This window comes from Pseudomonas sp. SBB6 (assembly GCF_024213215.1).
GTDB classification, from domain to species: domain Bacteria; phylum Pseudomonadota; class Gammaproteobacteria; order Pseudomonadales; family Pseudomonadaceae; genus Aquipseudomonas; species Aquipseudomonas donghuensis.
In genome coordinates this window covers 306,203-327,789 of sequence record NZ_JANAVH010000005.1, presented here as the reverse complement: position 1 = coordinate 327,789, position 21,587 = coordinate 306,203, and the positions used below count along the sequence as shown (strand labels likewise).

The 21,587-nt window shown below is 61.8% G+C and carries 22 protein-coding genes; 14 read left to right on the top strand and 8 right to left on the bottom strand.

Annotated features, from left to right (window positions below):
* Window positions 1-10: 10 nt before the first annotated feature.
* Complete coding sequence (locus tag NLX68_RS13035) at window positions 11-1,201, top strand: MFS transporter (RefSeq protein ID WP_254284328.1); 1,191 nt, start codon at window positions 11-13, stop codon at window positions 1,199-1,201.
* Here NLX68_RS13035 and NLX68_RS13030 read toward each other — a convergent pair.
* The gene (locus NLX68_RS13030) at window positions 1,195-2,226 is read right to left on the bottom strand and encodes a dienelactone hydrolase (protein WP_254284327.1); all 1,032 of its coding nucleotides are present in this window, start codon (window positions 2,224-2,226) and stop codon (window positions 1,195-1,197) included. The genes NLX68_RS13035 and NLX68_RS13030 overlap by 7 nt on opposite strands.
* A 140-nt stretch (window positions 2,227-2,366) precedes the next feature.
* Window positions 2,367-2,978, bottom strand: coding sequence for an FMN-dependent NADH-azoreductase (locus NLX68_RS13025; protein WP_254284326.1), 612 nt, complete (start codon window positions 2,976-2,978; stop codon window positions 2,367-2,369).
* A 128-nt stretch (window positions 2,979-3,106) separates the two neighbouring features.
* Between NLX68_RS13025 and NLX68_RS13020 the strand changes: the two genes are divergently transcribed.
* On the top strand, window positions 3,107-4,015 hold the full coding sequence (locus NLX68_RS13020) for a LysR substrate-binding domain-containing protein (RefSeq protein WP_254284325.1): 909 nt from the start codon (window positions 3,107-3,109) through the stop codon (window positions 4,013-4,015).
* Window positions 4,008-4,367, top strand: a complete 360-nt coding sequence (locus NLX68_RS13015) for an MmcQ/YjbR family DNA-binding protein (RefSeq protein WP_254284324.1) — start codon at window positions 4,008-4,010, stop codon at window positions 4,365-4,367. The genes NLX68_RS13020 and NLX68_RS13015 overlap by 8 nt, the downstream gene beginning before the upstream one ends.
* Here the strand turns inward: NLX68_RS13015 and NLX68_RS13010 are convergent.
* The gene (locus tag NLX68_RS13010; RefSeq protein WP_254284323.1) at window positions 4,360-4,806 is read right to left on the bottom strand and encodes a DUF1294 domain-containing protein; all 447 of its coding nucleotides are present in this window, start codon (window positions 4,804-4,806) and stop codon (window positions 4,360-4,362) included. The two genes, NLX68_RS13015 and NLX68_RS13010, sit on opposite strands and share 8 nt — an antisense overlap.
* A gap of 1 nt (window position 4,807) precedes the next feature.
* On the bottom strand, window positions 4,808-5,638 hold the full coding sequence (locus tag NLX68_RS13005) for an undecaprenyl-diphosphate phosphatase (RefSeq protein ID WP_036995815.1): 831 nt from the start codon (window positions 5,636-5,638) through the stop codon (window positions 4,808-4,810).
* A 300-nt stretch (window positions 5,639-5,938) separates the two neighbouring features.
* On the opposite strand from NLX68_RS13005, the gene NLX68_RS13000 reads away from it, so the two are divergent.
* Both NLX68_RS13000 and NLX68_RS12995 read left to right on the top strand, forming a co-directional pair.
* Complete coding sequence (locus NLX68_RS13000; RefSeq protein ID WP_254284322.1) at window positions 5,939-7,573, top strand: methyl-accepting chemotaxis protein; 1,635 nt, start codon at window positions 5,939-5,941, stop codon at window positions 7,571-7,573.
* Between the two features lie 87 nt (window positions 7,574-7,660).
* Window positions 7,661-9,304, top strand: a complete 1,644-nt coding sequence (locus NLX68_RS12995; protein WP_254284321.1) for a DUF2599 domain-containing protein — start codon at window positions 7,661-7,663, stop codon at window positions 9,302-9,304.
* A 115-nt stretch (window positions 9,305-9,419) separates the two neighbouring features.
* Here NLX68_RS12995 and NLX68_RS12990 read toward each other — a convergent pair whose 3' ends face one another.
* On the bottom strand, window positions 9,420-10,658 hold the full coding sequence (locus NLX68_RS12990) for a DUF2599 domain-containing protein (RefSeq protein ID WP_254284320.1): 1,239 nt from the start codon (window positions 10,656-10,658) through the stop codon (window positions 9,420-9,422).
* Between the two features lie 299 nt (window positions 10,659-10,957).
* Here NLX68_RS12990 and pnuC point away from each other — a divergent pair, with 299 nt between their 5' ends.
* The 8 genes from pnuC (at window position 10,958) to NLX68_RS12950 (ending at window position 17,844) form a co-directional block, all read left to right on the top strand.
* A complete protein-coding gene (pnuC, locus tag NLX68_RS12985; protein WP_036995817.1) occupies window positions 10,958-11,524 on the top strand; it encodes a nicotinamide riboside transporter PnuC in 567 nt (188 codons plus the stop codon).
* A complete protein-coding gene (locus NLX68_RS12980) occupies window positions 11,521-12,045 on the top strand; it encodes an AAA family ATPase (RefSeq protein ID WP_254284319.1) in 525 nt (174 codons plus the stop codon). Before pnuC ends, NLX68_RS12980 begins: the two co-directional genes overlap by 4 nt.
* A 325-nt stretch (window positions 12,046-12,370) precedes the next feature.
* The gene (locus NLX68_RS12975) at window positions 12,371-12,808 is read left to right on the top strand and encodes a hypothetical protein (RefSeq protein WP_254284318.1); all 438 of its coding nucleotides are present in this window, start codon (window positions 12,371-12,373) and stop codon (window positions 12,806-12,808) included.
* Between the two features lies 1 nt (window position 12,809).
* Window positions 12,810-13,382, top strand: a complete 573-nt coding sequence (locus NLX68_RS12970) for an adhesin (RefSeq protein ID WP_254284317.1) — start codon at window positions 12,810-12,812, stop codon at window positions 13,380-13,382.
* Window positions 13,383-13,434: 52 nt separating this feature from the next.
* Window positions 13,435-14,988: a heme utilization protein gene (locus NLX68_RS12965; protein ID WP_254284316.1), complete on the top strand. Its 1,554-nt coding sequence runs from the start codon at window positions 13,435-13,437 to the stop codon at window positions 14,986-14,988.
* A gap of 62 nt (window positions 14,989-15,050) precedes the next feature.
* Window positions 15,051-15,731, top strand: a complete 681-nt coding sequence (locus NLX68_RS12960) for a C39 family peptidase (RefSeq protein WP_254284315.1) — start codon at window positions 15,051-15,053, stop codon at window positions 15,729-15,731.
* A 33-nt stretch (window positions 15,732-15,764) separates the two neighbouring features.
* The gene (locus tag NLX68_RS12955; protein WP_254284314.1) at window positions 15,765-16,517 is read left to right on the top strand and encodes a hypothetical protein; all 753 of its coding nucleotides are present in this window, start codon (window positions 15,765-15,767) and stop codon (window positions 16,515-16,517) included.
* A gap of 46 nt (window positions 16,518-16,563) precedes the next feature.
* Entirely contained in the window at window positions 16,564-17,844 is a 1,281-nt protein-coding gene (locus tag NLX68_RS12950; protein WP_254284313.1) for a hypothetical protein, read from the top strand.
* A 49-nt stretch (window positions 17,845-17,893) separates the two neighbouring features.
* Here NLX68_RS12950 and NLX68_RS12945 read toward each other — a convergent pair whose 3' ends face one another.
* Window positions 17,894-19,219 (bottom strand): sigma-54 dependent transcriptional regulator, encoded by a 1,326-nt coding sequence (locus NLX68_RS12945; RefSeq protein WP_254284312.1) that lies wholly within the window; start codon window positions 19,217-19,219, stop codon window positions 17,894-17,896.
* 323 nt (window positions 19,220-19,542) lie between these two features.
* Between NLX68_RS12945 and NLX68_RS12940 the strand changes: the two genes are divergently transcribed.
* Window positions 19,543-19,809: a hypothetical protein gene (locus tag NLX68_RS12940; RefSeq protein WP_100782718.1), complete on the top strand. Its 267-nt coding sequence runs from the start codon at window positions 19,543-19,545 to the stop codon at window positions 19,807-19,809.
* Window positions 19,810-19,919: 110 nt separating this feature from the next.
* Here NLX68_RS12940 and NLX68_RS12935 read toward each other — a convergent pair whose 3' ends face one another.
* The gene (locus NLX68_RS12935; protein ID WP_367949532.1) at window positions 19,920-20,489 is read right to left on the bottom strand and encodes a VWA domain-containing protein; all 570 of its coding nucleotides are present in this window, start codon (window positions 20,487-20,489) and stop codon (window positions 19,920-19,922) included.
* Window positions 20,490-20,584: 95 nt separating this feature from the next.
* On the bottom strand, window positions 20,585-21,586 hold the full coding sequence (locus tag NLX68_RS12930) for an ATP-binding protein (protein WP_254284310.1): 1,002 nt from the start codon (window positions 21,584-21,586) through the stop codon (window positions 20,585-20,587).
* Window position 21,587: the final 1 nt, after the last annotated feature.

The window sequence follows — 21,587 nt, the reverse complement described above, 5'->3', positions numbered from 1 at the left end:
GAACGAGCTCATGTCCGCGCAACAACCCGCTCCCGTCGACACCGGGTCGATCACCCGGCAAATCCTTTCAGTTGTCTTCTACACCTTCATCGCCTTCCTCTGCATCGGCCTGCCGATCGCGGTGCTGCCCGGCTATGTGCACGATCAACTGGGCTTCAGTGCGGTCATCGCCGGCATCACCATCGGCCTGCAATACCTCGCCACCCTGCTCAGCCGGCCGTTTGCCGGGCGCGCGGCCGACAGCCTGGGCAGCAAGCGGGCAATCATCTACGGGCTGCTGGGGATCGCCGCCAGTGGCGTGCTGACCGTTGCCTCAGCGTTGACGGTGAGCGTGCCGCTGCTGAGCCTGCTGGTACTACTGGCCGGTCGCGTGCTGCTGGGGATCGCCCAGGGGTTGATTGGCGTGGGCACGTTGAGCTGGGGGATCGGCTCGCTCGGCGCCGAACAGACCGCGCGGGTGATTTCCTGGAACGGTATCGCCTCCTATGGCGCCATCGCCATCGGCGCGCCGCTCGGAGTCATGCTGGTTGCCGAGATCAACTTCGCCACCTTGGGCCTGGCCTTGAGTGCGCTGGCGCTACTGGCGTTGCTGGTGATCCGCAGCAAGCCCTCAACACCGATAGTGCGTGGCGAACGCCTGCCCTTCTGGGCCGCATTCGGCCGCGTGGCGCCGTGCGGCGTCAGCCTGACCCTGGCGTCGATCGGCTATGGCACCCTGACCACCTTCGTCACCCTGTTCTATCTGGAACAAGGCTGGAGCGGCGCCGCCTGGTGCTTGAGTGCCTTTGGCGTGTGCTTCATTGCTTCACGGCTGCTGTTCGTCAACGCCGTAAACCGTTTTGGCGGTTACCCGGTGGCGATGGCCTGCATGGCCACCGAAGCCTTGGGCCTGGCCTTGCTGTGGCTGGCGCCCAGCCCACTGCTGGCACTGATAGGCGCAGGGCTTGCCGGTTTCGGCCTGTCGCTGGTGTACCCGGCGCTGGGCGTGGAGGCGATCAAACAGGTGCCCAGTTCCAGCCGTGGTGCCGGCCTGGGCGCTTATGCGGTGTTCTTCGACCTGGCCCTGGCAATTGCCGGGCCGTTGATGGGCGCGGTGGCCCTGCACCTGGGCTATGCCTGGATCTTCTGTGTGGCGGCCTTGCTGGCGCTGCTGGGTGTCGGCTTGACCCTGCTGCTGTCACAACGCCCTCGCGCTTACTGATCAGCCATGTGCAGCCCGCTTTGTTGCCGGGTAGCCAAGGTGTGGTTGAAAAAACGCGCAGCCTCGGCCTGCAAGGACAGATGAATATCCTCACGATCGACGCCGTCCGGGTCGTTGCACAGGGCCGCCATCTTCTGCCGCTGTTCGTCGTCGCAGGGCGCCATGAAGACGAAATGCCCGGCACCCGCGAGCAGTGTGTAGTTGGGCGTGAGCGGCAGCTTGCGCGCCAGGGCCTGGGCGTTTTTGTCGATGGCCAGCAACTGGTCCTTGTCGCCACTATAGATAAGCGCCGGGACCCTGACCTCGGCCAGGGCGTGGCGGCCGAACATCAGGCTCAGGGGCGCCATCAACAGCAGCGCCTTGACCCGTGGATCAGGCACGGCGCGCAGGTCGGCGCGATCAGCGATCAGCACACCCTTGGTCTTGCAGGCATCGGCATCCTGCGGCCGCTCCTGGCAGTAGCGCTGCAGGCGCTCCAGGTCCGGTTGCGCGCCCGACAGGATCAGCGCCGTCTCGCCACCGGCCGAATAGCCAATCACGCCCACCTGCGGGCCGTTGATGTACGGGGCGAGAAACCCATCGTCGAGGCTGGCGCTGATCGCCGCGCTGATCTGCAAGGGGCGGCCGTAAAGATTACTCAGAGTTCCCAGGCGGCTGTGGTCACGGGCGTTGTCACCCGGATGGGTCACGGCGACAACGATAAAACCGCGACGCGCCAGGGCCGTGGCCAGATCGTGCAAGGCCAGGGGCGTGCCGGTGTTGCCGTGGGAAAGCATCAACAGCGGATAGCGGCCCATGACCATGGGCGCGCCTTCCCAGGCCTGGACCCGATAGCCGTCGATACGGCTGCTGCGCTCGGGGCCGCTGGACGGATAGAACGCCAGTGCCTGCACCGGTTGCGCATCCAGCGGGTCGGCGAAGCTCAGCCGGTGCACGCCGACACTCCAGTGCGCAGCCGGCTCGGCGTGCACCGTCAGCGGGCCGCCCAGCAGCACAAGCAGGAATAACACGCCAAGACGCCGCATCGTTTTGCACCTTACCCAACGCTGTCGATCAATGCACACAGTGCGCAGCATAGAACGGGCCGGATCGGCGCAGATGAAGACTCCATGAAAAAACCGACTGCAGGCCATGCCTGCAGTCGGTCTGGGTGACGCTAGCGCTATCAGGCAGCGGCGAACAGGTCGTTGCTGATCTGCAATTGCGCGGCGTTCAGGGCCTTGACCCGGTGCTCATCGCCATAGGCCAGGCCATGGGCGCGGACGATTTCCAGGTCGGTGATGCCGATGAAGCCGAGGAACACCTTGAGGAATTCTTCATGGCCGACCGCCGTTGGCTGGCCAGCGTGCAGGCCGCCTGCGGTCGATACCAGGATCACTTTTTTGTCGCCGCACAGGCCTTCGGGGCCGGCTTCGGTATAGCGGAAGGTCTTGCCGGCAACCGCGACGCGGTCGATCCAGGCCTTGAGCTGGGTCGGCACGGTGAAGTTGTACATCGGCGCGGCCAGCACCACGGCATCGGCGTCGAGGAACTCCTGCAGGGTTTCGGCGCTGAGCGTGGCTTCATGCTGTTGCGCGGCATCGCGCAGTTCTTCCGGGGTGCCCGCAGCGACCAGGGTCGCGGCCGAGAAGTGGCTGATGGCGTCGCCAGCCAGGTCACGGTAGGTCACCTGCAACGATGGGTCGGCGGCTTTCCAGGCTTCAACCACGCTGCGGCTCAGCTGACGGGAGGCGGAATTGTCGCCCAGGATGCTCGAATCGATATGCAACAGTTTCATGGGACTCTCCTGAATGAAGACCGCGAGTGGGCGATCACGATGGAGAGAATCCTACCCGGGTGACGAATAGCTGATAAGTCAGCAAAAATGCGTTAGTTTGTCCTACTGGCAGGACAATGGTGGCACGCATGCAAGACCTCAATGACCTTTTCTACTTTGCCCGAGTGGTCGAAGCCGGCGGTTTCGCCGCCGCTGGCCGCTTGCTGGGCATCCCTAAATCACGCCTGTCGCGGCGTATCGCCGAGCTGGAAGAACGTCTGGGCACGCGCCTGCTGCAACGCACCACCCGGCAATTGAAGCTGACGGCCGTGGGCGAGCGGTACCTGCGCCACTGCCAGGCGATGCTGCTGGAGGCGGAAATGGCCGACGAAGCGGTCGCCAGCATGACCAGCGAACCACGCGGGCGCTTGCGGGTGTCGTGCCCGGTGGGCCTGGCCCATGAATTTCTGCCCGATGTGATCAGCCGCTTCCTGCAGCAATACCCGCAGGTGCAACTGGACATGATCCTGCTCAACCGCCGGGTCGACCTGATTACCGAAGGCGTCGATGTTGCCCTGCGCGTGCGTGACCTGGGTGATGAAGACCCAGCCCTGGTCACCCGCCGCCTGCGTCAGGCGCAGATGCTCCTGGTGGCCTCGCCGCCATTCGCCGCCGCGCAGGCGCTCAATCATCCGCAAGACCTGGCCAGCCTGCCGGTACTCGGCGCGGTGGATGCCGACCGCCTGGTCCACCTGCGCCTGCTCGATGCCCAGGGCCATAAGCACGAACTGGCGCTGGAGGCGCGCCTGGCCATCGACGACTTTGTGGTGCGCAAGGCCGCCGCCGTTGCAGGCCTGGGCTTTACCGCGCTGCCGATCATGCACTGCGAAGCGGAACTTGCGCGTGGCGAGTTGGTGCGCGTACTGCCAGACTGGTCGCTGCCCGGCGGTTATCTGCAGGCAGTCTACCCCCATCGGCGCGGGCTGTTGCCGGCGGTACGGGTATGGATCGATCATCTGGTGGCGGAATTCGCCCAATGCGGGGAGCGTTATGTCTGAAGGGAAAATCACCGAAGCCCAGGTTGCGGCCTTCTGCCTGAGCCTGCCGGGTGCGCAGGAAGACTACAAATGGGGCGGCGTGCGGGTGTTCTCGGTGGCCGGCAACAAGATGTTCGCGGTGCTTGACCTGGCCGGTGCCGGGCTTTCGTTCAAGGTCGATAACGAGCTGTTTCTGGGCTATGCCGACCGCCCCGGCGTGCGCCCGGCGCCCTACCTGGCGCGGGCCCACTGGATCAGCATGGCACCGCCCTACCCCATGGGCCGGGCTGAACTGACCGAGCTGCTGCAGCGCTCGCACCAACTGGTGGTGCGGCGCCTGCCCAAGCGCCTGCAGCCGGGGCTGCTTATCTGAGCACGGGCGCCAACGCCGCCCCCAACCAGCGGCCACCCAGCAGCAGGTGGTCGACCCAGAACAGCTGGTGCACAGCGACAATGGCCCAGAAACTCAGCTGGAACGACAGCTTGCGGGTCTTGTGCCGAAAGCGTTGCTGGGCCAGCAAGGCGCCCGGCCAGCCGCCACACAGCTCACTGGCGTGCAAAACCTTCTCCGGCGTGCGCCAGGCCTGACTGCGGGCCTGCTGCTTGTCGCGCCAATACAACACAAAGCTCACCAGGCTGGCCAGCGGGTAGGCCAACGCCGGCACCCACGACTGCGCGCTGAGCAGCATCTGCAGGGCCCCGCCCACGGGCAGCAGGCACAGGGCGACAAAAACCAGCAGCTTGCTGCGCGGGTTTTGGATGGCGCCGCTGGCAGAGGCTGCGCGGCGCTGTTGGCTCTGACTACGGCTCATCTCAACCGTGCGCCGTGGTCCAGTCGACCCAACCGAACAGCCAGGTGCCGAGAATGATCAGGCCGAACCCGATGCGGTACCAGGCGAAGGCCGCGTAGCTGTGGTTGGCGATGAACTTGAGCAGGCCGCGCACGGCGATCATGGCGAAAATGAACGACACCACGAAGCCAATGGCAAATACCGGGAAGTCGTCGGGCTGGAACAGCTCGCGGTACTTGTAGCCCGAGTACACGGCGGCACCGACCATGGTCGGCATGGCCAGGAAGAACGAAAACTCGGTGGCCGCCTTGCGCGACAGGCCGAACAACAGGCCGCCAATGATGGTCGAGCCGGAGCGCGAAGTGCCCGGGATCATCGCCAGGCACTGGGCACAGCCGATTTTCAGGGCGTCGGTCCAGCGCATGTCATCGACCTGATCGACGCGGATCACATGCTGGCGGCGCTCGGCCCAGAGCATGATCACGCCACCGACCACCAGGGCGGCGGCCACGGTGATGGGGTTGAACAGGTATTCATGGATCAGGTCGGCGAACAGCACGCCGAGCACCACGGCCGGCATGAAGGCGATCAGCAGGTTGACGGTGAAGCGTTGTGCTTCGCGCTGACGCGGCAGCCCCACCACCACGTCGAAGATCTTGCGGCGAAACTCCCAGACCACCGCCAGGATCGCACCCAGCTGGATGATGATATTGAAGGCCATGGCCCGCTCACCACCGAAGTTGATCAGATCGGCGACGACGATCTGGTGGCCGGTACTGGAGATCGGCAAGAACTCCGTCAAGCCTTCGACAATACCTAGAATGACAGCCTGCAGGCCGGTCCAAAGATCCATGCTTCCCCCGTGGAGCGATGCCTGCGGCATGCCCCTTTATAGTCTTTTGATTGCCAATGGCTGTTCAGCGCCTGGCCGTTTTACAGCGACAGTTGGTCGCAAAGCCAGCAGAAAAGTTCACGCGGCCTTCAGGTTTACCCCGTCGAGGCCGAAATCCTATCAGACCTCTCGAATAAACGCTGCCGGGACGATGCAACAGACCTCAACGAATCAAGCACTTAGCCCTTGGTCGAGTAGGTTCGGGGGGCAAAGCATGCTTGGATGTAGGCAACAATAAAAAGAATTCGGGGTAAGCATTCCATGAAAACTCTTCGCAGTATGTCGATCAGCCGGCGCTTGTGGCTGATCCTGGTGGTGGCAGTGGTGATGCTGGTAACCCTGGGGCTGCTGATGCTGCGCCAGATCCACGGTGACCTGTACCAGGCCAAGGCCGAAAAGACCCGCCACGTGGTCGAGACCGCAGCCGGGGTGCTGGCGTATTACCAGGGCCTGGAAGCGGCCGGCACCCTCAGCCGCGATGCCGCCCAGCAACAAGCCTTGAGCGCGGTGCGCGGCCTGCGTTACGACCAGAATGACTACTTCTGGATCAATGACCTTGGGCCGAAGATGATCATGCATCCGACCAACCCCAAGCTCGACGGCCAGGACCTGTCGGCGATTCGCGACCCGGACGGCTTTGCCCTGTTCAACGAAATGGCCGCCCTGGCCAAGGCCAAGGGTGCCGGCAGTATCGACTACCGCTGGCCGAAGCCGGGTGCCAGCGAGCCGGTGAAAAAAACCTCCTACGTTCAACTGTTCAAGCCGTGGGGCTGGGTGATTGGCTCGGGCGTCTACATCGATGACATGCAGGCCGAGTTCATCCGCCAGTTGCGCGACGCCTCGATTCTCGGCCTGGGCATCGCCCTGGTGATGACCCTGCTGGTGGTGCTGATCGCCCGCAGCATTGCCCGGCCGCTGCAGGAAGCGGTCGACGCGATGGCCACCATCGCCAGTGGCGAAAGTGACCTGACCCGGCGCCTGGATACCCATGGCAGCGATGAAGTCACTCAGTTGGGCAGCCACTTCAACAGCTTTACCGGCAAGTTGCAGGGCGTGGTCAGCCAGTTGCAAGGCGCGGTGCATGCCTTGGGACAATCGGCCACTGATGTTGGCAACAACGCCGGCCAGGCCCAGCAACGCAGCGAGCAGCAGTCACAGCAAATGGAACAGGTGGCCACGGCGATCAACGAAGTCACCTATGCGGTGCAGGATGTGGCCAAGAATGCCGAGCAGGCTTCCAGCGAGATGCGCGATGCCCAGTTGCGCGCCGAACAAGGCCAGCAAAGTATCCATGGCAGCCTGCAACGTATCGATCAGCTGTCGGCGACCATCGATGAAGCCGTGCAGGTCATTCGTGCCCTGGCCGGCCAGAGCACACGCATTGGCAGCGTGCTTGAGGTGATTCGCTCGATTGCCGAGCAAACCAACCTGCTGGCCCTCAACGCGGCGATCGAAGCGGCCCGCGCCGGCGAACAAGGTCGAGGGTTTGCCGTGGTGGCCGACGAAGTACGCTTGCTGGCCCAGCGCACCCAGCAGTCCACCGCAGAAATCCAGAGCATGATCGAGCACCTGCAGGGCCAGTCCGAAGCGGCCGTCAAGGCCATCGACGCCAGCAGCGAGGCCTCGCGCCAGACCGTCGAGCAGGCCAGCGAAGCCGGGGTGAGCCTGGACGCCATCAGCCAGGCACTGCACAACCTGACAGCGCTCAATGCCTCGATTGCCAGTGCCACCTTGCAGCAGTCCCATGTGGTCGAAGAGATCAACCGCAACGTCACCGAAACGGCGGACCTGTCGCAGCAAACTGCCCTGGCGGCGCAGCACTCCAGCGACTCGGGCAAAGCGCTTACGCGGTTGAGCACGCAGCTTGAGCAACTGCTGCGACCGTTCCGGGTTTAGCGCAAATCATGTAAGACTTTTGCCAATAGACTGCCTGACGAAAATGCACCTAAGGTAAAGCCTCCCCCATGGAAGGAGGCTACACCCATGCACAAGCACCCCTTGGCAATCGCCTTGCTGCTTTGCCTGCCGGCAGCACACGCAGCACAATCCGTTACCAGCGCACTCGATCCAGCCCAGACCCTGGAACGGATCAACCGCAACTACAACACCGTCATCAGCGCCGCAGTCCCGTGCAAGGAGCCCGATACCGGCGCACCCCGCGGGCACAACTACTGCAGCGGCGTGACCGTGCGCATGGTCGACGACGGGCCGTTCAACTTCTGGGATTACAGCGAGTTCGCGAAAAAGCTCGGCGCCAGTTCATTCACCTGGATTCGCAAAGACCTCAGCATCAGCAAACTGGTGCGCCCGGCCGGTTTCATCCTGCGCACCCCTGCCGATGCCTGGGCGTTGAAGCTGCCCGTGATGGAAACTGGCTACCTGTGCATCTTCAGTTTTGACGGCTACACCGGTACCGAACGCCAATGGCACGGTTGCGGCCTGTACAACCAGCCGATCCCGGCGGGTGCGGCGCCGACCCCCAACCAACCCAACAAGAACCGCAGTCTGGCATTTGGTAGCTGCGATATCAGTGGCGTCGACACCGCCGGCCAATGGCGGGCCAAGTACCGCAACGGTATCCAGCAGGGGCAATGCTCATGGAACGCCGAGCAGCCGGCCGACTGGGACGCGATGATCGATGTCCACCAGAACCCCGGCAAGCAAGGCGAAGCCTGGATCGCCAAGGACCAGTTCAACGAGTTCCTGATCCGTACCGCCACCGACACGGGTGACGGCAGCGCGCGCCTGCCTCACATCGACGCGTTAGTGTACGACCCCAACAGCACCTTTGTTGCGCCCACCCGCGGCGACGTGAAAAGGCCGGTGCCCACCAATGGCCTGGAAGTGGCCCGCAGCTTCCAGCGCAAGCTGTTCGCCCAGGGCTATGCCGTGCCCGTGCTCAGGATGGACTTTCAGCAGCCTGCAGAAAACCGCTTCGCCTATCTTGCCAACGACCAGGTGGTCAGCCTGGGTATCAGCGGCGTGATCGAGCAAACGTACATCCAGGCGGCGAACTGGGAACTGCGCCTGGACCCGGGCAGCGGCCGCCAGGAGTGGACCCTGGTGGTCATCCCCACCGCGCAGGGCAAGGCCCGTCAGGCCAGCGACCAGCAGGCGCTTTATGACGAGCTGTTCAGCTTGCGCGGCGCCGACCCGCAATGGCAGCAGCACGAAACCAGCGCGGGCAGCATGCGCCAGCAACTGGCCTGCCTGATCGGCAACTACCCGGCCAAGACGCAGTGGAACGTCGAGCCCTTCCGACCGAAGGTCAGTGACAGCGAGGCCGCCAAGGCGGGCTGCAACCCCATCGCCCCGACAACGTCAGGGCTGATTGCCGCCTCGTCCTGGTCGCAGTTCAAGGACTCGGTCAGCGGCAGGCAGGTCTGGGGCTTGCGCGTGGTGCCGACCGCCGCGGGACGCACGGCCCCTGGCGAGCAGCTCTACGCTGAACTGCTACGTCTGCGTGGCAACGACCCGCAGTGGCAGGAAGGCGGCCCGGGCAGCATGCGCGAGCAACTCGATTGCTTGCAAAACAACTACCGGGCCAAGGCGGAGTGGAACCTTGAACCCTATCGCCGGGCAGCCGGCAAGGAGCAAACCAGGGCGCAGGGGTGCAATCCGGTCTAGGCAACAGCGCCTGAACGGCTGCGCCTGCGAAAAAAAACCTGCCGACACCCCTGAAGGGCTCGGCAGGCAGCAGCGTTCAGGCTGAAAAAACCCGGCTTATGTCAGTCAACCCGGCTCAGTACGGGTTGCACTGCATGGCCACGGCTTTCTGCTGATCGACATAGGGACGCGCCGGCTCCAGGTTCCACTCGGGCTTGTTGCGTACCGGCCGGCCATCGTAGACCGCCGCCAGATGACAAACCAGTTGCCGGCGGATGGAGCCACCATTGATGCTGTATTGCCGCCATTGATCGTCGTTTTTGTGGGCGTTGTACAGTTCGGCAAACATCCTGTCGGTTTCATTATCGGCGATCTGGCGTCCGCACTCGGTCGGTACTACCTGCAGCGACCAAGTGTTGGGGCCAAGTTTCGGGTCAGGACGTTGTACCCAACTGCTGGACTGGATGTACTTGTCACAGAACGGCTTGGCGGGCGGTTGCGCAGCTGCGGCGCAGGAGAACGTCGCCTTGCCATTGGGGGTTCTCGGAAAGTCGATCTTGATGATGTTGCGCTGCTTGCCGGTCTTGTTGAAATAGTCCTGCTGGTTGAGCTGCGCATCCCTCAAGCCGCGATTATCACTGTAGAAAAAAGCCAGGATCGGCAGTTCATCTTCTTTCGGGTTGCCCAGGCGAAACTCCGTCTGGGTCTGGAACTCGCGGGTATTGATGACCTGACGGGCGCCCATGAAGTTTTTAAACGCGTCCACCCGCTCCTTGCTGCTCATCGGGTTGCGCATGTTGAAGCCGCACTGCAACTGATCCTGCTTCCTGTCGTTGTTGAACCTGGTGAAATGCGCGACCCAGGCATTGGCACTGCTGATCGGTGGGTTCATGGCCTGGCAAACGGCCTCGGTCTGGGTTGTATTCCTGTTGTTGCCACAACCACGATCGTCACGAAAGTCGGTCCAGGCATCATTTGGAAAGGCGCAGTAAACGTGCACCGGGGTCTCGGGTTTGCGAACCAGGTCAACCGGTGTAATAAGGTAGCCGTTCTGCGTACTCATGCCAGGGTCTTCATAGCTGATGCCATCCGCGCGCATCCAGGAAGCGGCGAACGTGCCCAGTTCCTTGGCTTTCGGGCTGGGGTTCCACACATCCCATTGCTGGCCCTTCGCAGGGTCCGCACGGTGGGTGCCCCTGACCAACAACCCCGAACAATCCGATGCCGGGTCTTCCCCGCAGCTGGGCACGGTCTTGTTGTACAACGTCTCGACCTGTTTGAGCGTCTCTGCGCATGACTCGGCATGGGCCGAGGTCGCTTGCAAGAGCAACGGAAACACGAGTACCGGGATGATCTTGTTCAAACGTCTTTGCATGGCGTGCATCTCCCTGATTAGCCAAGCTCACAGCGTATGGGCGTGTATCTGAAGCAGCTTCAGCGACGGCGAGCCGTTGCAAACGTCAATCTGCCAAGTACGGCGTCCTGCCGAAACTGAGCAAAATACTAGTTTGAAATCAGCACGACGAACGCTGTTAGTGTTAAGAATCTCTCCAGCAGCCAATGCAATGCCCTGCAGTGCGCCCCCCAACGTCATACTTGTACGTCCCGCGCGTATGCCAGAAGTGGCGCCAACAGGTACAATCGCGCCTTTGCGCACACTACCAAGGAACGCCGATGTCCGGCCTCGAACTGTTCGCCGCCGTGCTCGGCGTTATCGCCGTCTGGCTCACTGCCAAGCAGAACCCCTGGTGCTGGCCGATTGGCCTGGTGATGGTGCTGCTCTACACCTGGGTCTTCTATGACGTGAAGCTGTATTCGGACATGCTTCTGCAACTGGTCTATGCCGTGCTACAACTCTATGGCTGGTGGCAATGGACGCGCCCCGACAGCGTCCGCGAGGCGCGCCAGGTCAGCCTGTTGCCGGCGCATTCGGTTGCTTTTGGCCTGGGCATCGGCTTGCTCGGCAGCCTGGGCCTGGGGGCGGCGATGGCGACCTGGACCGACGCCGCCCACCCTTGGCTGGACGCCGCACTGACCGGTTTCAGCCTGGTCGCGCAGCTGTGGATGGCGCAAAAGCGTCTGCAGTGCTGGCCGCTGTGGATCGTGCTGGATGTGATTTTCGTTGGCCTGTTCCTGTACAAGGCCATGTACCTGACTGCCGCGCTGTATGCGCTGTTCACCTTGATCGCGGTGCAGGGCTGGCGCGATTGGCGGCGCGATCCGGCGCTGGCCTACGCATGAAGGTCTTGGTACTCACAGGCCCTGAGTCCAGCGGCAAAAGCTGGCTCAGCAATGAAATCCAGGCGCACTTCGGTGGCGAGCTGGTGGGCGAGTACGTACGTCACTTCATTGACGAACAGGCACGCGATACCTGCTATGCCGACATCCCGACCATCGCCCGCGGGCAGTTGGCCTGGGAAGACGCGGCCCGCGCCCGGCAGCCGCATCTGCTGATTCTCGATACCCATCTGTTGAGCAACATGCTCTGGAGCCGCACGTTGTTTGGCGATTGCCCGGCGTGGCTCGAAGCGGCCTTGTTGGCGCGCCATTATGACGTGCACTTACTGCTCAGCCCCGAGTCAATCGCCTGGCACGACGACGGGCAACGCTGCCAGCCGCAACTGGCCGAACGCCAGGCGTTTTTCCAGGCTACCGCTGACTGGCTGGCGCTGCACCATCTGCCATATCAGGTGGTGCAAGGCGACTGGGAGCAGCGCCGGTGCGCGGCATTTGCAGCGGTAGAGCGCTTGCTCAAGGCCTGAATGGCCGCCCTCTGCAGGCAAATGTCCATTCCTGAAACACTAATCACTGCGCAAACCCGCGACCTAAAGCGGCCCCCGTGCGCGTACGCAACAGTGTTAAACACCTGAAACAGCCACGGTCCGGGCCCCTTGATGAGCGCAGGCGCGCGCTGGATCCATGTTTGTATGCCATCTGCGTCTCAATGGCGTTACACGAAATTTTCACAATTGCGCTCAATAAACTCAAACCGTTGTTTTTCCGCGATAAATAGAAACCGGCACACCTTCTGCTCTCTTCCTCGCACCGCTAAATACGGCCCGCGCACTCGAAGAAGGAATTGCCATCGTGGGAAAGATTGATAAGGGTATTTATCGCCTCCTGCTGGTCGGATGTGCATTGGGGTCAAGCTTGAGCTGGCCTGTCCAGGCCGAAAACGGGATCGTCGTGATTACCCGCGATGTGCAAACGCGCAACGCCATGCGCCCCCCCCTGGCTCCCGACCCCTACCCGACCACCGTCAATACCAACCCGTCGGCACAGGTTCTCAAGCAAACGAACGAGTTGAGCGATGGCGACTTTGCCTCGATCAGCAGCGGTGCTGGCATCGATGTCCTGGTCACGCAACAGACCAATAATCTGGGCGGCAACATCAACAACCAGACCCAACTGCCCAACCTGGCCGGCGGACGTTCCGGCAACGCCGGCAACGGCATCTCCAACATGGTCAATTCAAGTGTGCAAAAAGGCCTGGCGCCCCTGCAGATCCTGACCGGAGGCCAATGAGATGAAGCACTCGCTGCTGATTCTGGCCATGTTTTGCAGTGCCCCGGCCCTCGCCCAGCCCCCAGTAGTCAACAACGCCACCATCGACAGTTCCGGCACGCACTACCAAGGCAACCTCACGGTCAACCAGGCTGCCGGCGATCAACAGCAACAGGCCAACGCCCGGGCCATCGCGGTTGGCCATGGCGCCAGCGCAACCACACAGATTCGTCAACGCTTGCGCACCCATGTCGACCCGGCGATGGATGCCCAGTCCGGCATCCAGGGTGACGCCTTCAGTCACGGCAACGGTGCGCTGGGGGTCAACCAGAGCGCTGGCGCCAGTAACCAGCAAGCCAACGCACTGCGCATCAGCATCGGCGCTCAGCCGCAAAGTATCGACGACAGCGTCCTCCTGCAACAGAACGTGGCGCTGCTCAACAACTCCGATCCAACCGACTCTGCACCCGGCTATCGCCAGGTCACTACCAGTGACCAGGCTTTCACCGGTAGCCGTGGGGTGATTCAGTTGAATCAGAGTGCCGGGGTGGGAAACCGAACGGCCAACACCCTGAGCATACGGGTCGCGAACTGACCCAAACAGGTAGGAACAACACTTAACCTAAAATAAAGTACGGAGAATCACCATGAAACCCTCGATGGCACTAAAGCCTCTGGTTTTCGCAATTGCTGCGGTCATGGCTGTTGCTGTACAAGCTGGGCAGAACGATCGGCGTGGCAATGATCACCATAATAATGGTCATCATAACAACGGCCACCACACCCCTCCTCCAACCAAGATCCCTGTCTATGCGACTGCCAATGCCTACGATAGCCAGCGCAGCACCGGCAACCGCATCCACAACGAAGGGACCGAGAACTCAGCCGAGGTGAGCGAGTCCGTCGAAGGCGCAAGCGGCAACGTCGGGGTCAACGTGGCGGCCGGTAACGGCAACCAACAAGACAACGCCGCGGCCATCGCCAACGCTCAGTCCGAATCGAGCGTCGACAACACCTTCGTGTTCGGCACTGCCGAAGCTACCGCCCGCGTCACGCAATACAGCAACAACAACAGGGTCAACAACTGGTCGACGCAAAACTCTGCGGTCATGAGCGGATCAGCCAGTGGTACCAACGGCAACGTGGGTATCAACATTGCTGGTGGCGACCTTAACCAACAGAAAAACACCATGGCCATTGCCAATACCAATGCGCCACTCGGTAACGCAAGAGCCACCGCCTCTGCCAATCAAAACGGCCCTGGCCTGACTGTCAACAACTACGCCGATCGGGAAACCCGTCTGGATACGCTGACCTTTACCAAAACCATCAGCGGTTCGTCCTCTCGCGAAGGCACCTTCGACGCCAGCGTTGATAAGAGCGCTTCGTCGAGCTCCAGTGCCAGCGGTTCGCGCAGCTCTGAGGCCAGCGGTTCGAAGAGCTGGAGTGCCAGCGGTTCCAACAGCATGACTGCCAGCGGTTCCAACAGCTCGAGTGCCAGCGGCTCCAACAGCTCGAGTGCCAGCGGTTCGGGCAGCTCGAGTGCCAGCGGTTCCCACAGCTCGAATGCCAGCGGTTCCAACAGCCGCGATACCAGCGCAACCAGCAGTGCTTCGCTGGACGTCGCGCTGAACGCCGCCGCCGAGGCTGCCCGGTCCGTCACCACGGATGATGGCCGTCGCGAACGCACCCGCAGCGAAGAAGCCAGTGCATCGCTTGATGTAACGCTTAATGCATCGTTCGATGCATCGCGCGAAACTTCATTCGACTCTTCGTTCGACAGATCGCGCGACTCGTCGTGGGATAAATCGCGCGACTATGCGTACGACAAATCGCGTGATTCTTCCTACGATAAATCCCGTGACTCTTCTTACGATAAGTCCCGTGACTCTTCTTACGATAAGTCGCGTGACTCTTCGTACGATAAATCGTCGTCCTCCTCGTTCGAGAAAGCCTACGAAAAAGCTTCTGAGTCTTCGAGCTCTATCTCGAAAAGCTACAGCGAAGCCGACTCGTTTGAGCTGAGCAACAGTGTTTCCTTCCAAGTGCTGACTCCAATTGGCTGGGCCAACCCTGTCACCAACACTGCAACCCTGAGTGGTTCGGTGAATGGCGGCAGCGGCAACCTGGGCGTCAACGTAGCTGCTGGCGTGGGCAACCAACAAAGCAACTCGCTGGCCATTTCCAACACCTCGTTCTAATCGCCGTGGCTTGGAGGCCCCCTTCGGGGGGCCTTTTTCAACACCCGCAGGGGGCGTCGAACATGCGCATTATCGCCTTGGCGTTTTTGCTTTGCCTGGCAAGCATCAGCGAAGCTGCGCAATTGCCACTTTCCGTGTTGCCCGGTGGTGCGGTGATATTCAAGCCCATCCAGAGCGTGCGTGAGCGCAAATTCGCCGACCTTGTGCAACAGAAAACCGACTTCAGTTGCGGCGCCGCTGCCCTGGCGACCATATTGCGCCAGGCCTATTGGCTGGACGTGAATGAAGAACAGATTATCGAAGGCATGCTGGCCCATGCCGATCAGGACCTGGTCCGTGTCCAGGGCTTCTCCATGCTCGACATGAAGCGTTACGTGGAAAGCCTCGGCATGCGAGCCCGTGGTTACCGGGTAGCCGTCGAGACCTTGCACACCATCCGCATTCCGGTGGTGGTGCTGATGGACATCCGTGGCTACAAGCATTTTGTGGTCATGCAAAAAGTTCACAACGGCTGGGTATACATCGGTGATCCGGTGCTTGGCCATAAACGCTTCAAAGTCGACGACTTTGTCAAAGGCTGGAACGGCATCATCTTCGCCATCATTGGCCAGGGTTACGACAAGACCAATGCCCTGCTCGACCCGCCTCTACCGCTCACCGCCAAGAACCGCATCAACACCTTCACCCCGGTGCAAGACGCAGAGTTGCTGGACTTCGGATTCATCCAAAGCGACTTCTTCTAATGACAAGGGAGCACGAAGCTCCGGGAGCATCCAATGAAGACTTCAATCTGGCTCGCCGTGCTTTGCCTGGCCGCCAGCCTGCCAACCCAGGCGCAGACGCTCAAACCCATTGAACTGAAGGATCAGGAACTGGCAAACCTGCGAGGCCGCTTTGTCATGCCGGGGCGGATCATCAGCTTCGGCATTGTCATGAGCAGCACCTGGCAAAATGCCAATGGTGAGGTCATCGGCGCAACATCCTCGATGCACATTCAACAGTCGACCATCAAGCCACAGTTCTATGTGTCAATGATCGACGAAAATGGCACGGGCTCGGCGCGTTCGCAAAACACCGGGACCGGCACCGTCACCGGTGGCAGCGGCCTCAACAGCACCGAAGGCGTGACTCAGATCGTGCGTGCGGCCGGCGACAACAACAGCGCCTACAACAACGTTGATATCAACGTCACCAGGGCCAACCAGGCGCCAGCAGCCGCAACCCAACCACAGGGCCAGGCACTGGCCGCAGGCTCGACGCTGGCCGGCGCCAACGGCGCAGGCTCGCTGAGCATTTCGTCCACCGGTAGCGGTGTGCAACTGAACATCGTCGCCAGCAACAACCAGGGCAGTACCGTGCAACGCCTGGCCCAGGGCGGGCTGATGCAGAACACCACCTTGCTCGGCGCTGGCAACCAGGTCAGCAACCTCACCTCTCTCAATGTTGTGCTGCGTGACAACGTGCCGACCGCCGGAGCGCTGAACGGCAACCTCGACCAGCTCAAAGGCCTTCGCACGCTCGGATTCTGATCTACGCTCAGTCTCACCATCTGAATTCAGAAGGGACGGCTAACCCATGCACCGATCGATGACGTTCAGGGCTATCGTCTGTTTGAGTAGCCTGACTCCAGCCACATTGCTCTACGCAGCAGCCGACCCCCAGGTCGAAGCACTAAAACAAGAACTCATGGAGTTGAAACAGCGTTACGAAGCACAGCAGCAAGCGCTGATGGTCCTTGAACAACGCGTACGCCAGGTTGAAGAAGCACCTGCCACACCTGCCCCCAAACGCCTCACCAGGTCCCCCGCCGAGACGGTCAAGAGTGGCCAGACGGTGGCATCCGGTGCGCCGGGTACCACCGGCAGTGCCTACGGCCAGTCGCTCAAGGACGATTCGGAGCCTGCGCAAAGCGTTTCCAACCTGTATGACGAAGCCAGCGGCTTTTTCGGTGGCGGCAAGTTCAGCGTCGAAACCGGCCTGACCTACACCCACTACGATACTCGGGCACTGGTACTCAACGGTTTCCTGGCACTGGACTCGATTTTCCTCGGCAACATCAACCTCGACCGCATCAAGGCGGATAACTGGACCCTGGACCTGACGGCCCGCTACAACCTGGATCAGAGTTGGCAGTTCGACATCAACGTCCCCGTGGTCTACCGCGAGTCCACCTACTCTTCTGGCGGCGCAGGTGGCGCTGGCCCGGTTTCATCCGAAGCAACCGTCAGACGCGACCCCACCATCGGCGATGTCAACTTCGGCGTTGCCTACAAGTTTCTGGATGAATCGGAAAACCTGCCTGACGCAGTCGTCACCCTGCGGGTCAAGGCGCCTACCGGCAAGGACCCTTATGGCATCAAGCTGGTCAACGACCCCACCAACGACAACTTGTCCGTGCCCGAAAGCCTCCCCACCGGCAATGGTGTCTGGGCGATTACACCGGGTATTTCGCTGGTCAAGACCTTCGACCCTGCCGTGCTCTTCGGCAGCCTGTCCTACACCTACAATATGCAAGACTCGTTCAGCGATATCAGCCCGACAATCAATACCAAAGTCCCGGGTGACGTGAAGCTCGGCGACTCCTGGCAGATCGGTGCCGGTATTGCCTTTGCCTTGAACGAGAAGATGAGTATGTCGTTTTCGTTCTCCGACCAGTTTGCCAGCAAAAGCAAGATCAAACCCGATGGCGGCAACTGGCAGTCGATTCCCAGCAGCGACTACAACGCAGCAAACTTCAACATCGGCATGACCCTCGCCGCTACCGACAACCTGACCATCGTCCCCAACCTGTCCATTGGCCTGACCGACGACGCGCCAGACTTCTCTTTCAGCCTGAAGTTCCCCTACTACTTCTAAAGCTTGCGCCCATGAAAAAGCCCGCATCGGCGGGCTTTTTCATGGGCGCTCAGCGAATTTGATGCTTATGCAACAGGCGGTAGAACGTAGGCCGGGAAACCCCCAGCACCTTGGCGGCAATACTCAAGTTGTCGCTGTGTCGGTTAAGCACATCGCACAAGGCCTGGCGCTCGGCCCGGTGCTTGTAATCTTCAAGGGTACCCATGCTCGGGGCGAAAGCATGCGGGCTGAGCAGCCCCAGGTCCTGAGCCTCGATCTGCCGGCCCTCGGCCAGAACCAGGCCACGCCGGACCCGATTGGCCAGTTCGCGTACATTGCCTGGCCAATCGTGCTTGCCCATCGCCACCAAGGCATCCTCGCTGAAACTGCGCGGGCGTCGCCCGGTTTCCAGGCTGTAGAAATGCGAAAAATGACTGGCCAGCATCGACAGATCGCCGTGGCGGTCTCGCAGCGGCGCGGTGACGACCTGCAGCACATTGAGGCGGTAATACAGGTCTTCACGAAAACGCCCGCTGTCGATGGCCTTTTCCAGGTCGACGTGGGTGGCGGCCAAAACCCGCACGTCCACGGCAATCGGCTGGCTGCCGCCCACCCGTTCGATGTGCTTCTCCTGCAAAAATCGCAGCAGGTTGGCCTGCAGCTCCAGTGGCAGATCGCCGATTTCATCGAGAAACAGGGTGCCGCCGTTGGCCGCTTCAATTCGGCCGATCTTGCGTTGATGGGCGCCGGTAAAGGCGCCTTTCTCATGGCCGAACAGTTCGGACTGGATCAGGTGTTCGGGGATGGCGCCGCAATTGATCGCCACGAACGGCTTGTCGTGGCGCTGGGACTGGCGGTGCAGGGTCCGCGCCACCAACTCCTTGCCGGTACCGCTCTCGCCGCGGATCAGCACCGGCGACTCGGTGGGCGCCAACTTGCTCAGCAGCTTGCGCAGCTCGCGGATCGGATGGCTATCGCCCAACAGTTCATGCTCGGTCTCGTCGACATGCACGTTGCCCTTGCCTCGCAGGCGCGCCATGCCAAAGGCCCGGCCGAGGGTGACCTGCACCCGCGAGACATCGAACGGCAAGGTATGAAAGTCAAAAAACCATTCGCAGACAAAATCGCCGACATTCTGCGCCCGCAGCTCTTCGGCGCTCAAGACCGCGATCCATTCGGTGTTGCTGCGGCTGATCAGGTCCTTGACCGCATCCGGGTGCTGCAGGTGCGAAGCCTGCAAGCGCAACAGGCCTACGTCGCAGGGATGCTCAAGGGCCGAAGTCAAGGTACAGCTATGCACGTCCCAGCCCACACTGCGCAAGCCTGGCAACAGGCGATGACAGTCATCGCACGGATCGACGATCAGCAGGCGGCGGTTGGATGCAGGCTCTAGCATGACCTTTTCCTTGGCGCCAATAGTTGGAATTTTAAGTAGAAACAGTGTGTTGGCAGGCCCGTTTTAACAGTAGCAACGATGCGTCAATATCCCACTACCGTCTGTCTGCAAAGCATCGTTAGTTGCCTAAGGGTCGGGAATTTTTCTGCGCTTTCAACGTCTGAAGCGGCGACACTTGGTCGCGTTGTGTCACTGCGGTTAAATAATTTTCAATAGCGATGTGACTCACCTTGGTGCTGCGTGCATCAGTACAAGTAACTTACCGCTGCGCAAACAGGCGCGCGGGTTTATTCCATGTTTGGGCCCACAGAGAGACCGAACCCATGAACGCCCCGCTGCGTGTCAACGAAGCCCTGCTGATTGCCGACCACGCCTTTGAACCTTTCCAGTGTGTTGCCTGGGATGTACCCAACGGTACCGGCGAGTTGAGCCTGGCAGTCATCGACCGGACCAGCACCCGCATTGGCAGCAAGCAAGTTCCTTGCAGCACCTACTCCGACCCTGCGCAACTGGCTCATTTGATTGAAGAAGTTCGCGCCGAGTTGAGCGAGAAAGGTTATGCGCTGCAGCCTTGGTCGATGCCCAAGTAAAGAGCGGTTAATTGCCAAAGATGCTGTATTCGCGCGCGTCTTTGGCAACGTTGCTATAACACGCGTATAAACTGCGACACATAGCCGCAGTTACTCTTATGTATTCCGCGTTATTCGCCGAGTAGTGCCAGTGTCTCCAGGTGCTGGTAATCGGCATGCAGTTGTTGCGCAAGTAACTGTGCCCTTCCCAGCTTGACCGGCGAGCTTTCGATATCCACCAACACTGATTGGCAAGGCAGCGGTTGCAGCGCCTGCCAGGCCTTGAGCCGACCATCCGTCACGATCAGGCATCGCTGCAGTTCTGCCGGATAGCGTCGTTGACGCTCCTGCAGCCAATTCCGTGCCTGCTCCAGTGCCGCCAGCAATGGCGTACCGCCCCCCGCCCCCAACGCCTCCAGCCACGGCTGCAAGCTCGCCGAGGCTTTAAGCCCATGCCGCTGCCAGCGCGGCGCATTGCCGCTGGCGGTGAGCAGGGTCAGCCGCGCGCGGTTGCGGTAGGCCTGATCGAAAAACCCCGCCAGCATGCCCTTGGCCCGGCTCAGGGCCTGGTGGCGGCGCGTTGACGCCGAAGCATCGACAATCACCAGCCACAACTCATGGGCGCTGGCCGTGCGCTGCTGCCAGCACAGGTCGTTGCGCGTGCGCGGGCGGCCCTTGAGCAAGGTCGCCGGCCAGGCCACCGCGCCGGATGTAGCCTGCTTGCCACGCCCACGCGGGCCCGCAGTCAATGCACCGGGCCGGGGTCTGGCATCCGCGCTGGTGTGCCGGCGGATGCTCAGGGCTTTTTTGCCCAGCTCGGTACCTCGCGCCGGGCGCCGCTCGGTGTGGCTTGTGGCGCCAGTTCGCCCCACTGGCCCTGGCCTTGCTGGCCGGCCGATGGCGGCATCGCCGCACCGTTGTCTGGCGCTTGCGGTTGTGGCGTGGGGGCTTCACGGCGGCGATGGCGCAAGGCGAATTCGGCCACGGCATCGATATCCTCGGCTTCGATCGCCAGCGCTCCGCGCCAGGCCGCGTGTGCCCGGGCCGCCCGCAGCCAGACCAGATCGGCACGCAGGCCATCGACGCCAGCGGCAAAGCAGCGCTCGGTAATCTGCGCCAGGGCCTGGTCGTCCAGGGCAATCTGTTGCAGGCGCTCACAGGCGCCATGGCAACGCTCGCGCAGGGCCGCCTGAGCGGGCGCCCACTGGGCACAGAACGCCTCGGGGTCACTGTCGAAATCCAGGCGCCTGCGAATGATCTGGCCACGGGCTTCGGGCAACGGCTGGCCTTCGAGCACGACATTAAGGCCGAAGCGGTCGAGCAATTGCGGGCGCAACTCGCCCTCTTCCGGATTCATGGTGCCAATCAGCACGAAACGGGCACTGTGGCGGTGGGAAATGCCGTCGCGCTCGACCCGGTTGGTACCACTGGCGGCGACGTCCAGCAACAGGTCGACCAGATGATCCGCCAGAAGATTGACTTCATCCACATAGAGCACGCCGCCGTCGGCCTTGGCCAGCACCCCGGGGGAAAACTGCGCCTTGCCCTGGCCCAACGCCGCATCCAGGTCGAGGGTGCCGACCAGGCGCTCTTCGCTGGCCCCCAGCGGCAAGGTCACGAACGGTCCTTCACCGAGCAAATCCGCCAGGCCCCGGGCCAGGGTGCTCTTGGCCATGCCGCGCGGACCCTCGATCAGCACGCCGCCGATCTTCGGGTCGATGGCGGTCAGGCACAGCGCCAGCTTCAGCTGATCGGCGCCAACCACGGCGGCCAGGGGGAAGTGTGCAGGTTCGCTCATC

Coding starts and splice junctions, on each gene's coding strand:
- NLX68_RS13035 (WP_254284328.1), top strand. CDS start 11: ATGTCCGCGCAACAACCCGCTCCCGTCGACACCGGGTCGATCACCCGG.
- NLX68_RS13030 (WP_254284327.1), bottom strand. CDS start 2,226: ATGCGGCGTCTTGGCGTGTTATTCCTGCTTGTGCTGCTGGGCGGCCCG.
- NLX68_RS13025 (WP_254284326.1), bottom strand. CDS start 2,978: ATGAAACTGTTGCATATCGATTCGAGCATCCTGGGCGACAATTCCGCC.
- NLX68_RS13020 (WP_254284325.1), top strand. CDS start 3,107: ATGCAAGACCTCAATGACCTTTTCTACTTTGCCCGAGTGGTCGAAGCC.
- NLX68_RS13015 (WP_254284324.1), top strand. CDS start 4,008: ATGTCTGAAGGGAAAATCACCGAAGCCCAGGTTGCGGCCTTCTGCCTG.
- NLX68_RS13010 (WP_254284323.1), bottom strand. CDS start 4,806: ATGAGCCGTAGTCAGAGCCAACAGCGCCGCGCAGCCTCTGCCAGCGGC.
- NLX68_RS13005 (WP_036995815.1), bottom strand. CDS start 5,638: ATGGATCTTTGGACCGGCCTGCAGGCTGTCATTCTAGGTATTGTCGAA.
- NLX68_RS13000 (WP_254284322.1), top strand. CDS start 5,939: ATGAAAACTCTTCGCAGTATGTCGATCAGCCGGCGCTTGTGGCTGATC.
- NLX68_RS12995 (WP_254284321.1), top strand. CDS start 7,661: ATGCACAAGCACCCCTTGGCAATCGCCTTGCTGCTTTGCCTGCCGGCA.
- NLX68_RS12990 (WP_254284320.1), bottom strand. CDS start 10,658: ATGCAAAGACGTTTGAACAAGATCATCCCGGTACTCGTGTTTCCGTTG.
- pnuC (WP_036995817.1), top strand. CDS start 10,958: ATGTCCGGCCTCGAACTGTTCGCCGCCGTGCTCGGCGTTATCGCCGTC.
- NLX68_RS12980 (WP_254284319.1), top strand. CDS start 11,521: ATGAAGGTCTTGGTACTCACAGGCCCTGAGTCCAGCGGCAAAAGCTGG.
- NLX68_RS12970 (WP_254284317.1), top strand. CDS start 12,810: ATGAAGCACTCGCTGCTGATTCTGGCCATGTTTTGCAGTGCCCCGGCC.
- NLX68_RS12965 (WP_254284316.1), top strand. CDS start 13,435: ATGAAACCCTCGATGGCACTAAAGCCTCTGGTTTTCGCAATTGCTGCG.
- NLX68_RS12960 (WP_254284315.1), top strand. CDS start 15,051: ATGCGCATTATCGCCTTGGCGTTTTTGCTTTGCCTGGCAAGCATCAGC.
- NLX68_RS12955 (WP_254284314.1), top strand. CDS start 15,765: ATGAAGACTTCAATCTGGCTCGCCGTGCTTTGCCTGGCCGCCAGCCTG.
- NLX68_RS12950 (WP_254284313.1), top strand. CDS start 16,564: ATGCACCGATCGATGACGTTCAGGGCTATCGTCTGTTTGAGTAGCCTG.
- NLX68_RS12945 (WP_254284312.1), bottom strand. CDS start 19,219: ATGCTAGAGCCTGCATCCAACCGCCGCCTGCTGATCGTCGATCCGTGC.
- NLX68_RS12940 (WP_100782718.1), top strand. CDS start 19,543: ATGAACGCCCCGCTGCGTGTCAACGAAGCCCTGCTGATTGCCGACCAC.
- NLX68_RS12930 (WP_254284310.1), bottom strand. CDS start 21,586: ATGAGCGAACCTGCACACTTCCCCCTGGCCGCCGTGGTTGGCGCCGAT.